The 11,425-nt window shown below is 67.4% G+C and carries 11 protein-coding genes and 1 pseudogene; 9 read left to right on the top strand and 3 right to left on the bottom strand.

Annotation, left to right across the window (positions count from 1 at the left end; genetic code table 11):
* The first annotated feature begins 164 nt into the window (after nt 1–164).
* Nucleotides 165–980 (top strand): ParA family protein, encoded by an 816-nt coding sequence (locus AC2W7K_RS01645; protein ID WP_137826149.1) that lies wholly within the window; start codon nt 165–167, stop codon nt 978–980.
* Nucleotides 981–1,082: 102 nt separating this feature from the next.
* Here AC2W7K_RS01645 and AC2W7K_RS01640 read toward each other — a convergent pair whose 3' ends face one another.
* Together AC2W7K_RS01640 and AC2W7K_RS01635 are read right to left on the bottom strand one after the other, a co-directional pair.
* A complete protein-coding gene (locus AC2W7K_RS01640; RefSeq protein WP_137826148.1) occupies nt 1,083–1,664 on the bottom strand; it encodes a MerR family transcriptional regulator in 582 nt (193 codons plus the stop codon).
* Between the two features lie 251 nt (nt 1,665–1,915).
* A complete protein-coding gene (locus AC2W7K_RS01635) occupies nt 1,916–2,647 on the bottom strand; it encodes a lysophospholipid acyltransferase family protein (protein ID WP_198498752.1) in 732 nt (243 codons plus the stop codon).
* Between the two features lie 101 nt (nt 2,648–2,748).
* On the opposite strand from AC2W7K_RS01635, the gene AC2W7K_RS01630 reads away from it, so the two are divergent.
* The 4 genes from AC2W7K_RS01630 to AC2W7K_RS01615 are packed head-to-tail and all read left to right on the top strand — an operon-like array spanning nt 2,749 to nt 5,805.
* Nucleotides 2,749–3,576 (top strand): alpha/beta hydrolase, encoded by an 828-nt coding sequence (locus AC2W7K_RS01630; protein ID WP_486005689.1) that lies wholly within the window; start codon nt 2,749–2,751, stop codon nt 3,574–3,576.
* Between the two features lie 15 nt (nt 3,577–3,591).
* Nucleotides 3,592–4,017 (top strand): hypothetical protein, encoded by a 426-nt coding sequence (locus AC2W7K_RS01625; RefSeq protein WP_198498750.1) that lies wholly within the window; start codon nt 3,592–3,594, stop codon nt 4,015–4,017.
* A 34-nt stretch (nt 4,018–4,051) separates the two neighbouring features.
* Nucleotides 4,052–5,188 (top strand): DEDD exonuclease domain-containing protein, encoded by a 1,137-nt coding sequence (locus AC2W7K_RS01620; protein WP_486005688.1) that lies wholly within the window; start codon nt 4,052–4,054, stop codon nt 5,186–5,188.
* A complete protein-coding gene (locus AC2W7K_RS01615) occupies nt 5,185–5,805 on the top strand; it encodes a hypothetical protein (RefSeq protein WP_486005687.1) in 621 nt (206 codons plus the stop codon). Before AC2W7K_RS01620 ends, AC2W7K_RS01615 begins: the two co-directional genes overlap by 4 nt.
* Here the strand turns inward: AC2W7K_RS01615 and trpD are convergent.
* Nucleotides 5,773–6,894: an anthranilate phosphoribosyltransferase gene (trpD, locus tag AC2W7K_RS01610; RefSeq protein WP_198498748.1), complete on the bottom strand. Its 1,122-nt coding sequence runs from the start codon at nt 6,892–6,894 to the stop codon at nt 5,773–5,775. The genes AC2W7K_RS01615 and trpD overlap by 33 nt on opposite strands.
* Nucleotides 6,895–7,113: 219 nt before the next feature.
* On the opposite strand from trpD, the gene ctaE reads away from it, so the two are divergent.
* From ctaE to qcrB, 4 genes and pseudogenes are all read left to right on the top strand, one after another.
* Entirely contained in the window at nt 7,114–7,752 is a 639-nt protein-coding gene (gene ctaE / locus AC2W7K_RS01605; RefSeq protein WP_486005686.1) for an aa3-type cytochrome oxidase subunit III, read from the top strand.
* Nucleotides 7,753–7,807: 55 nt separating this feature from the next.
* Nucleotides 7,808–8,593: a cytochrome bc1 complex diheme cytochrome c subunit gene (gene qcrC / locus AC2W7K_RS01600; RefSeq protein WP_198498747.1), complete on the top strand. Its 786-nt coding sequence runs from the start codon at nt 7,808–7,810 to the stop codon at nt 8,591–8,593.
* A gap of 52 nt (nt 8,594–8,645) precedes the next feature.
* Nucleotides 8,646–9,689: a cytochrome bc1 complex Rieske iron-sulfur subunit gene (qcrA, locus tag AC2W7K_RS01595; protein WP_198498746.1), complete on the top strand. Its 1,044-nt coding sequence runs from the start codon at nt 8,646–8,648 to the stop codon at nt 9,687–9,689.
* Nucleotides 9,686–11,310, top strand: a pseudogene (gene qcrB / locus AC2W7K_RS01590) (cytochrome bc1 complex cytochrome b subunit). Before qcrA ends, qcrB begins: the two are co-directional and overlap by 4 nt.
* The last annotated feature ends 115 nt before the right edge of the window (nt 11,311–11,425 follow it).

Below are 11,425 nucleotides of genomic sequence, written 5' to 3'. Positions count from 1 at the left end.
CTTCTGTATCGGTCGCCGAGCGGCGAACAGTCGACTGGCTGTCGAGAGACCACTCTACTCAGTGACGTGGGCCACTGAATGCAGGGGGTCCCCGATTCGGACACCGCGCTCACCTCGGCGTGGTCGACCCTGCCCGAACGGGGAGGATACGTTACCGTAGGAGGGTGCTTGTCCTCAGTATCAGCAGTCTCAAGGGCGGCGTCGGCAAGACGTCCGTGACCCTCGGTCTCGCGTCGGCCGCGTACAACCGCGGCATCCCGACGCTCGTCGTCGACATGGACCCGCAGGCGGACTCGTCGACGGGACTCGACGTCCCCACCTCGACGCGGGTCGACATCGCCGACGTCCTCGCCGCCCCGAAATCGCAGAAGATCCTCTCCGAGGCGATCATCCCCTCGGGGTGGGTCGGTGACAAGCTGGGGCACCTCGATGTCATCTCCGGCTCGCCGCGGGCCGCGGAGTTCGACCGCCCCTCCCTGTCCGAGCGCTACCTGCGCCGGCTCGAGGATGCGCTCAGCCGGATCGCGAAGGGCTACCGGCTCGTCCTCATCGACTGCCCGCCGAGCCTCAACGGACTCACCCGCACCGCGTGGACGGCGAGCAGCCGGGTGGCGGTCGTCACCGAGCCGAGTCTCTTCTCCGTCGCCGCCGCCGATCGCGCGCTGCGCGCCGCCGACGAGCTGCGCCAACGCGGCACCTCGGACATCCAACCGCTCGGTCTCGTCGTCAACCGCGTGCGCGCCGGTTCCACCGAGCACGACTACCGGATCACGGAGATGCGGGAGATGTTCGGCCCGCTCGTCCTCAATCCTCCGCTCGCCGAACGCGCTGTCATGCAGCAGGCGCAGGGCTCAGCTCGGCCCATCCATTCGTGGCCGGGCAAACCCGCCGAGGAGGTCGCCTCCTCCTTCGACGCCCTCCTCGAGCGCGCCCTGCGCTCGGAGAACATCCGCGGCCGAAAATCGGCTAAGCAGTCCTAGGCTCTCCCTGCCGGAGTGACTCTCCCTGCCGGAGTGCGGCAGAACGACGAAGGGCCCAACCGATCCGGTTGGGCCCTTCGCCATTCCCCCTGAGGTGTGTGCTCAGCCGAGCTTCTGGGCGCGGCGCTGCGCGAGCTCGTCCATCGCGAGGACGGCGGAATCGTCTTCGGGCAGTCGCTCGCTCGGCAGTTCCGAGAGGCTGCCTTCGACTTCGTTCCACACGCGGCCGACGGCGATGCCGAAGACTCCCTGTCCGCCCTGGAGGAGGTCGACGACCTCATCGGGCGAGGTGCATTCGAAGACGCTCGCGCCATCGGACATCAGCGTGATCTGGGAGAGGTCCTCGACGCCGCGTGAGCGCAGGTGGTCGACGGCGGTGCGGATCGACTGCAGCCCGACACCGGTGTCGAGGAGGCGCTTGACGATCTTGAGGACGAGGATGTCGCGGAAGCTGTAGAGCCGCTGGCTGCCGGAGCCGGTGGCATTGCGGATCGAGGGAGTGACGAGGTCGGTGCGTGCCCAGTAGTCGAGGCGCCGGTAGCTGATGCCGACGACCTTGCACACGGTGGGACCGCGGTAGCCGGCCTCTTCGTCGAGGACGGGCAGGTCGTCGTCGAACAGGAGACCCTGTGCTGCCGACGGCAGTGGCGTCGACTCGACGCTTTCGTGACTTGAGCGGTTCACACCGACTCCTCCTTATAGTCCCTGGGGGAAGCGAGGCCGCTTCGAAGGGTCAGAGAATGGAATCATTCTACCGCTCTTCGCAGCGAACCTACAGTGGGATTCAACAACTCCAAACTATTCTGCCGCGGAGGCCGCGACAAACACCCCAAGGTAACGATTTGCGCGTGTCGCCGTTATGGGAGGAATCGAACACCGGTCCCTGCCTGTGGAGCACTCGGCAGACACGGGCTGTGACCTCGGACGATGGGTCCTCAGCCGGCGTTGGTGTCGTCGGGTTCCTCCGCTGCCTTCTTCGGCTTCGCCGAGGTGAGCAGCTTCGTCTTCACGGTCGAGGCGTAGGTGTCGACGTACTCCTGGCCGCTCAGGCGCATGATCTCGTACATGATCTCATCGGTGATCGACCGCAGCAGGAAGCGGTCGACGGGCAGGCCCTCGTACTTCGAGAAGTCCATCGGCGAGCCGAAGACGACCCCGACGCGTCGGAACTTCGGGATGAGACGGCCGGCGGGCTGGATCTTGTCGGTGCCGATGATCGCGACGGGGATGACGGGGGCACCGGATTCGAGGACGAGGCGGGCGATGCCGGTCCGGCCGCGGTAGAGCTTGCCGTCGGGAGAGCGCGTCCCCTCGGGGTAGATGCCCAGCGAGTTGCCCTCGCGGAGGACCTTGAGCCCGGATTCCAGCGACGCCTGCGACCCGGAGCCGCCGCCGCGGTCCATCGGCAGCTGGTTGTTGAGTTTGAAGAACCACCGCGTCGCCGCGCCCTTGATGCCGCGTCCGGTGAAGTAGTCCTTCTTCGCGAGGTAGACGACGGGGCGGGGGGCGAGCAGCGGAACGAAGATCGAATCCATGAAGTGCATGTGGTTGCCGGCGATGATCGCCGGGCCGTCCTGCGGCAGGTTGTCCAAACCGCGCACCCACGGACGGAAGAGGATCCGCAGGATGGGTCCGGCCAGGACCCGTTTGAGAAACCAGTAGAACACGCGCACCCTTCCATGTCACGACGCTTGAACGTCCCCGGTCATCATATATCCAACTGCACTGTCGAACCGTGCGCCGCCGGCCGACGTGCGATGCTGGTGGAATGGACATCGACTTCACCCCCTCTGCCGCACCGCGCGCCGCGTACTCGGCGATCGCCCCGACCGCGGACACCGCGGTCCTCTTCCTCCACGGCATCACCGGCTCACCGGCGGCCTGGCAGCCGATCGCGCGCGCCCTGGCAGCCGACGACCTCAGCGTCTCCGTTCCCCTCCTCCCCGGCCACGGCGGCACGTGGCGGGAACTCGCGGCGACGACGTGGGCGGACTGGCTGACCGCCGCCGAGGCGGAGCTGCGTGAGCTCCAGGCCCGCCACACCCGGGTCGTCGTCGCCGGACTCTCGATGGGCGGGGCACTCACCCTGGCACTGGCGACGGGTGCGAACCCACCGGATGAGATCGTCCTCGTCAACCCCGGTCTCCACATCGACTCCCCGCTCACTCCCCTGCTGCCCGTGCTCAGGCACGTCGTCCCCTTCGTCCCGGCGATCGGCAACGACATCGCCCATCCCGACCGGGACGAGTTCGCCGGCGACCGGACACCTGTGGCCGCGGTCGCCTCGTTCGCCGCGGCCCTCACCGACCTCTGGGAGAACCTCTGGCAGGTGGGAACGCCGACGACGGTGCTCGTGTCCGGTCAGGACAGCGTCGTCGGACCGCGGAGTCTGCGGGTGCTCCGGTCCCGCCTCGGCGTGCGCCCCGACATCGTGCCGCTGCGGCGCAGTCGACACGTGGCGACCCTCGACTACGATGCCGACGTCATCGCCGAGGCGGTCGCCGCCGCCGCACACCGCACGCCTGCTCCGCGCACGGCCGGGGCCCCGCGGTCGGGGACGGATTCGCCCGCGCCGGGAATATCGCGCAAGCGGTGATTGCTGATGAATGACATGAGCGACGACGAGACCGAGGACTGGCGCCGGCAGGTGCCGGAATCCGAGACGATCGGCGACTCCTCCCGGGTCAGCGACAGCCACTGGGAGGATGTCGTGGCCCGGCTCTCCGAACCGGATGCGCCGATGAGCGAGATGCCCGTCGAGGAGATCCGGGAGCGGCTGGCCGACGCCGAGCACTGGGAGCCCGAGCCGGCGGCCCCGATCGGGTGGCGCACGGCTCCCCCGACGCTCATGCTCTCCGTCGTCGCGACCTTCGGAGCCGTCGTCCTCCTCATCATCGGCGCGGTCCTCTTCCGTCCGCTGCCCCAATGGTTCCTCCTCGTCGGACTCGCCGTCGGCATCGGCGGTGCGATCGGGCTGTTCTTCCACCTGCCCAAGCAGTCGCGCACCGAGGGCGGCGACAGCGGAGCCTCGGTGTGAGCGCGTGTCAGGGGCGCCTGGCACACTGGCGACCATGACGTCTCCCGCCACTCCCTTCGATCGGGCGCCGACCCGTCTCGAGCACACGCAGCTGAGCCTCGAGGACATCGGCACCCCGCTTTACGACGTCACGTTCGTCGTCGTCGACCTCGAGACGACGGGCACGCACGCGGGAACGGCGGAGATCACCGAGATCGGTGCGGTCAAGCTGCGCGCCGGGGAGGTCATCGGGGAGTTCCAGACCCTCGTCAAGCCCGAGCACTCCGTCATCACCCCGTTCGTCTCCCGGCTCACCGGCATCACCCACGCCATGGTCGATGACGCCCCGACGATCCGCTCGGTGCTTCCGAGCTTCCTCGAATTCGCCGCCGGCACCGTGCTCGTCGCCCACAACGCCCCCTTCGACATCGGCTTCCTCCGCTCCGCATGCGACCGCCTCGACTACCACTGGCCGAATCCCCAGGTGCTCGACACGGTGACGCTCTCGCGCCGCGTGCTCGGTCGCGACGAGGTCCGCAACCACAAACTCGGCACGCTCGCCGCCCACTTCGGCACCGCGGTCGAACCCGACCACCGCGCGCTGTCGGACGCTCGGGCGACCGGCGAGGTGCTCCACCGCCTCCTCGAGCGGTTCGGGAGCTTCGGCATCACCACCCTCGAAGAGCTCGCGACGGTCCGCCAGGCCGGGTGGGCGCGACGCCAGGCCAAAGCGCATCTCGCCAAGGGCGTGCCGGCCGAACCCGGCGTCTACATGTTCGTCGACGGCACCCGCCGCGTCCTCTACATCGGCAAATCCGGCAATATGGCCCGGCGCGTGCGCGGCTACTTCAACGCCTCGGAGAATCGGGGGCGGATGGCCGAGATGATCACCGCGGCGCAGGAGGTCACCGCCCTGCCCTGCGCGCACGTCCTCGAGGCGGAGGTGCGCGAGGTCCGGCTCATCGGCGAACTCGCCCCGCCGTACAACCGGCGGTCGAAGAACCCCGAGCGCAACGCCTGGGTCGTCCTCAGCGGCGAGGCCTACCCGAGGCTCTCCGTCGCCCGCTCCCGCTCGGCACTTGAGCGCTCACCGGCTCCGCCGCTGGGCCCGTTCCGGTCCCGGAAGCGGGCTCAGGCGGTCAAGGAGCTCCTCGAGACCCTCTACCCCGTCAAACGGTGCACGCGAAGGTGAGTCCGGCGACGCTGGCAGCCCACCGGGCGTGCGTGAGCGCCCAGGTCGGACAGTGCGGGGGTCCCTGCGCCGGGGTCACCGATCCGGGCGCGTACCGGACGGCCATCGCCGGGCTCATCGGCGCGCTGTCAGGAGACTTCACCTCGCTGCACGAGCACAGCCGGGAGCGGATGGCGCGGCTGGCCGGTGAGGCCCGCTACGAGACTGCCGCCGAGGTCCGCGACGGCATGCGGGCGGCACTGTCGACAGCCGCCCGCGCGGAGACCGTGGTACGCCTGGCCGCCGTCGAGGAGATCCAGGCGTGGGCTCCGGGCGGCGAGGGCGGAATCGACCTCGCTGTCATCCGCCGCGGTCGGCTCGCCGCGGCCGGTCACCGGTCGACGCCGAGCGGCCTCGACGCGGCGTTCGCAGCACTCGCGGCGACCGCGGAGTGGGTGCCGGCCCCGGGCCTGTTCCCCTCCCCCGGTGATCCGCTGCCCGAGGAGACGCGGATGCTCGCCCACTGGCTGGAGACGGCCGTGCCGTGGTCGGTGACCGGGGAGTGGGCGCTGCCGCGGGAGGGCGCGGTCTTCCACGCCCGGGCCTCAGGCGCCGTTCGCCTCGGCGATGCGTCGTGAGACCGTGACGAGCTGATCGAGCTTCTGGGCCCCGAGCCCGGCGTCGACGGTGTCCTCGACGATGCGCAGCTTCGCGGCGAGGCGTTCGGTGAACGACCCGACAGCGGCCTCGTCGGCGGCGACGAGCGCAGCGGCGGCGTTGATGAGGACGATGTCGCGCACCGGTGACTTCTCACCGGCGAGCACCGACCGGGTGATCGCGGCGTTCTCGAGCGGTCCGCCGCCGCGCAGGTCGTCCTTCGTCACCCGTTCGAACCCGAGGTCGAGGGCATCGAACGTCGTGTGCTCGACCTCGCCGTGGCGGACCTCCCAGACGTCGTTGACGTCGGTGTTGCTCAGTTCGTCGAGACCGTCCCGGGAGCGGAAGACGACCGCCTGGTGACCGCGTTTGGCGAGGGTGCCGACGACGAGCGGGGCCATCTGCGCATCGGCGACGCCGATCGCGGTGTGCCGGGCGCGGGCCGGGTTCGTCAGCGGACCGAGGATGTTGAACGCCGTCGGCACGCTGATCTGGCGCCGCACGGCGGCGACGAACTGCATCGACGGGTGGAAGACGTTGGCGAAGCAGAACGCCAGCCCCACCTCGGCGGCGACGATGCCCGTCTGCTCGGGCGTGATGTCGAACCGGACGCCGAGGGCCTCGAGGACGTCGGCCGACCCCGACGCCGAGGAGGTCGCCCGGTTGCCGTGCTTGACGACCCGCTGCCCGGTGGCGGAGATGATCATCGCCGCGGTCGAGGAGATGTTCGCCGTCTTCGCCCGGTCACCACCGGTGCCGACGATGTCGACGGAGTCCTCGAGACCGGGCAGGGGCACGGCGTGCTCCATCATCGCCGCGACGAGACCGGCGATCTCCGCAACCGTCTCGCCCTTCGTGTGGTGCGCGGCGAGGAATGCGGCCATCGTCACATCGGGAGTCTGGCCGGACATGATCTGATCCATCGCCCACGAGGCCTGGGCCTCGGTGAGGTCCTGACCGTGCATGAGGGTCATGAGCAGGTCGGGCCAGTTCGCAGTGACGTCCGCACCTGTCGATTCGGTCCCGGTGACCGTGGTCGCCGGGGCTGTCGTGCGCGGGTGATCCGTCATTGCTCAGTGCTCTCCATCTGGGGGCGCGTGCACCGCCTCCGAACAGGAGGCGGACCTTACCTGCGGCATCCTATCGCGTCTTCGACACGCGGGGTGGAGATCACAGAATCACGAGATTGGGGCACCAATCCGGGGATTTCGCTACACCGTGTAGAAATTTCTCCTCCGAAACCTGGGTAAAAGGTGAAAACTCACCCCGAGACGGGTAATAATGGTGGGGTGTCAACTGCCACTGCATCCCAGACAGCGCCAGCGCATCCGGTAGTCAATCGCCCGAATGTGACCACGGTGGGCTTCATCGTGTTCCTCGCGAGCGACCTGATGTTCTTTGCCGCGCTCTTCGCCATGTACTTCACCATCCGATCCGTCGTCCCGGGTCTGTGGGAGACGCAGACCGAGCTGCTGAACGTCCCGTTCGCGCTCGGCAACACCATCATCCTGGTGTCGTCGTCCTTCACCTGTCAGATGGGCGTGTTCGCGGCTGAGCGGTTCCGGCCCCGCCGGACCGGAGGGCTGTTCAACATCGCCAAGTGGGGCATGATCGAGTGGTTCTACCTCACGTTCCTCCTCGGCGCGGTCTTCGTCTCGGGTCAGGTCATGGAGTACGCGGAGCTCGTGCGCGAGGGTCTGTCGATCGACACCGACGGATACGGTTCGGTCTTCTACCTGACCACCGGCTTCCACGGCCTCCACGTCACCATCGGACTCATCTGCTTCCTGCTCGTCATCGGACGCGCCTACGGGGCGAAGAAGTTCGGCCACCACGAAGCCACATTCGCGATCTGCGTGTCCTACTACTGGCACTTCGTCGATGTCGTCTGGATCGGCCTCTTCGGCGTCATCTACCTCCTCCAGTAGTCCACCGCCGACACGGTCACCCGGACATCAGAAACTTCAAGCAAAGGACTTTCCCGTGAAGCTTTTAGCAGATCGCCGCAGGCACCCGATGGCACTCGTCGTGCTGCTCCTCGTGGGCCTGCTGCTGACCGGCGGAGCGTATGCTCTCTTCACTCAGACCTCGAGCGCCAAGGCACAGACCGCCAGCGCCTCTGACATCGAAGAGGGCCAGAAGCTCTTCGCCGCGAACTGCGCAACGTGCCACGGCCTCAATGCCGAGGGCACGAAGGCCGGCCCCGGTCTCATCGGCGTCGGCGCGGCGGCCGTCGACTTCCAGGTCGGCACCGGTCGCATGCCCCTGCAGGCCAACGGCCCGCAGGCCCCCGTCAAGGAACCCCAGTTCGATGAGGAGCAGACCGGGCAGCTGGCAGCGTACGTCGCTTCTCTGGGACCGGGACCGGCGATCCCCGAAGCCCAGTACATCGATCCCGAGAAGGGCGACCCCGCCGTCGGCGGCGGCCTCTTCCGGACCAACTGCGCGATGTGCCACAACGTCGTCGGGGCCGGTGGCGCGCTGACCCGGGGCAAGTACGCCCCGAACCTCCAGGATGTCTCGCCCAAGCACCTCTACGAGGCGATGCAGACCGGACCGCAGAACATGCCCATCTTCAACGACGCGAACCTCACTCCCGAGGACAAGCGGGACATCATCTCCTACGTCCGGGAAGTCTCTGAGAACCCGTCCCCCGGCGGCTTCAAGCTCGGTTCGCTCGGACCAGTGGCCGAGGGCCTCTTCATCTGGTTCTTCGGACTCGCAGCAGTCATCGGTCTGACCGTATGGCTCTCATCGAGAGCGAAATGAGCACAGCGTTGTTGACCACATTCCATTACGAGATTAGACGGGGAAATATTCGATGACCTCGAAAGAGCACTCCGGCGGCGGCAGCCAGCTCGAGGAGTTGAACGGGTTCACCAACCCGGGCCTGCCCGAACACAAGCCGCGTCTGTCCGACTCGGACCCCCGCGCCCAGAAGGTCGCGGAGCGTCAGGTCGCCTTCTGGTTCATGCTGTCGATGGTCGGCACGATCTGGTTCATCGTCGCGTACTTCCTCTTCCCCCTGGGTGAGGAGATGCAGAGCATCCGCATCGCCAACATGATGGTCGGCCTCGGTGCCGCCCTGGCGATGTTCTCCCTCGGCGCCGGCGCGGTGCTGTGGGCGAAGAACCTCATGAGCGATCACGAGGGCATCGACGAACGTCACGACATCAGCGGCAGCGAAGAGGATCAGGCGATCGCGCTCGAGATCCTCCACCAGGCCAAGGAGGAGTCGGGCATCGCCCGTCGCCCGCTCCTGCGCAACACGCTCATCGCAGCGCTGGCGATCGCTCCCCTGCCCGCGATCCTCGTCTTCCGCGACCTCGGTCCGCTGCCCGGAGACGCCCTGTTCAAGACCCTGTGGGGCGAGGGCGTGAGGCTCATCCGCGATCCGGGCGGCATTCCCAGCCCCGATTCGGAGCGCCCTATCAAGGCCGAGGACGTCACGATCGGCTCCGCCTACCACGTGCTGCCCTCCGGCATCGGCGACGAGTCCAACGCCGGTCACGCGCTCGACGAGAAGGCGAAGGCCGCCGTTCTCCTCATGCGCATCGACCCCAAGGAGCTCAAAGAGGATCCGGCACGCGCCGACTGGTCGCACGACGGCATCGTCGCGTACTCGAAGATCTGCACCCATGTCGGCTGCCCGGTGGCCCTCTACGAGCACCAGACCCACCATCTGCTCTGCCCGTGCCACCAGTCGACGTTCGACGTGACCGAGCACTGCAAGGTCATCTTCGGCCCGGCGAAGCGCCCGCTGCCGCAGCTGCCCATCCGGGTGGACAGCGAAGGCTACCTGGTCGCGCAGTCGGACTTCCCTGAGCCTGTCGGACCTACGTTCTGGGAGATCAATCACCCATGAGTACTACACAGCCCACAACAACCGTCGGGAAGCTGACGAACTTCACCGAACAGCGCGTCGGGGCCTCCGTCCTCGTCCGCGAGTTCGGGCGCAAGATCTTCCCGTCGCACTGGTCCTTCATGCTCGGCGAGGTCGCCCTCTACAGCTTCGTCATCGTCGTCCTCTCGGGCACGTTCCTCACGTTCTTCTTCCAGCCCGCGATGGGCGAGCTCCACTACGAGGGACCCTGGGTGCCGCTGCGCGGCGTCCAGATCTCCGAGGCCTATGATTCGACGCTGGCGATCTCCTTCGAGATCCGCGGCGGGCTCTTCATCCGCCAGATGCACCACTGGGGCGCCCTGCTCTTCGTTGCGGCACTGAGCCTCCACATGCTGCGCGTGTTCTTCACGGGTGCCTTCCGCAAGCCGCGCGAGCTCAACTGGGTCGTCGGCGTGCTGCTCCTCATCCTCGCGATGGCAGCCGGCTTCACCGGCTACTCGCTGCCGGACGACCTGCTCTCGGGCAACGGCCTGCGCATCATCGACGGCATCCTCAAGTCGCTGCCGCTCGTCGGCACCTACATCTCGTTCTTCCTCTTCGGCGGCGAGTTCCCGGGTGTCGACATCGTGTCGCGACTGTACTCGCTGCACATCATGATCGTCCCGGCGCTGCTCATTGCGCTCATCGGCATCCACCTCATCTTCGTCGTCGTCCACAAGCACACGCAGTGGCCCGGCGCCGACACACCGAGAAGAACGTCGTCGGCGAACCCGTCCTCCCGACGTTCGCTGCGAAGGGCGGAGGATTCTTCTTCCTCATCTTCGGTCTCATCTCCGTCATCTCGGCACTGTTCACGATCAACCCGATCTGGAACTACGGACCGTACGACCCCTCCCCCGTCTCCGCCGGCACGCAGCCGGACTGGTACATCGGCTGGGCCGACGGATTCCTCCGCATCGTGCCGGGCTGGTTCGAGTTCTACATCGCCGGCTGGCCGATCTCGTTCAACATCAACAGCGCCGTGCTCGTCATGGGCGGTGTGTTCGCCGCGATGTTCGTCTACCCGTTCTTCGAGGCCTGGCTGCTCAAGGACAACCGCGAGCACCACATCCTCGACCGTCCGCGCAACAACCCCACACGCACCGCCATCGGTGTCGCAGGCATCATCTTCTACTGCAACATGTGGGCTGCTGCGTCGGGTGACATCATCGCCGTGTTCTTCCACATGTCGCTCAACGACATGATCTACATCTTCCGCGCGCTCTTCTTCATCGGCCCGGTCATCGGCTACATCGTGACCAAGCGCATGTGCCTCGCACTGCAGCGCAAGGACCGTGAGGTCGCTCTGCACGGTCGGGAGACGGCGAACATCATCCGCCTCCCCCACGGCGAATTCCTCGAGCGTCACGAGGCGCTCCCGCCGAACAAGCTGTGGAAGCTCACCGCGTTCGAATCGCCGCACTACATCCCGCCGCAGCCGAACGCCGAGGGCAAGGTGACCAAGCTCGAGAAGTTCCGCGCCCGCCTGTCGAAGTTCTTCTTCGAAGATCGTGTGGCACCGGTGACGAAGACCGAGCTCGAGGCCTCGCACCACGACCACGGAGCGGTCGAAGGCGCGGATCAGAAGTCGATCAGCCACTGATCGTCACGGTTCGGACTCCGGTGAGAGTCGGATCCTGACCCGCTGACTTTCGTCGGACCCGAGAGGGCCCAGCACATCGCGTGCTGGGCCCTCTTGCGTACCCGCCCACCGTCCC

The organism is Brevibacterium sp. LAARM2_SD2 (assembly GCF_057364785.1).
The sequence above is the reverse complement of the archived record's forward strand: the minus strand, read 5'-3'. Positions and strand labels throughout refer to the sequence as shown.

What these genes read in the sequence shown, in the direction of transcription:
- AC2W7K_RS01625 (WP_198498750.1), top strand. Translation starts at nt 3,592, where the DNA reads ATGAGCGACGACGAGACCGAGGACTGGCGCCGGCAGGTGCCGGAATCC.
- AC2W7K_RS01620 (WP_486005688.1), top strand. Translation starts at nt 4,052, where the DNA reads ATGACGTCTCCCGCCACTCCCTTCGATCGGGCGCCGACCCGTCTCGAG.
- AC2W7K_RS01630 (WP_486005689.1), top strand. Translation starts at nt 2,749, where the DNA reads ATGGACATCGACTTCACCCCCTCTGCCGCACCGCGCGCCGCGTACTCG.
- qcrA (WP_198498746.1), top strand. Translation starts at nt 8,646, where the DNA reads ATGACCTCGAAAGAGCACTCCGGCGGCGGCAGCCAGCTCGAGGAGTTG.
- trpD (WP_198498748.1), bottom strand. Translation starts at nt 6,894, where the DNA reads ATGACGGATCACCCGCGCACGACAGCCCCGGCGACCACGGTCACCGGG.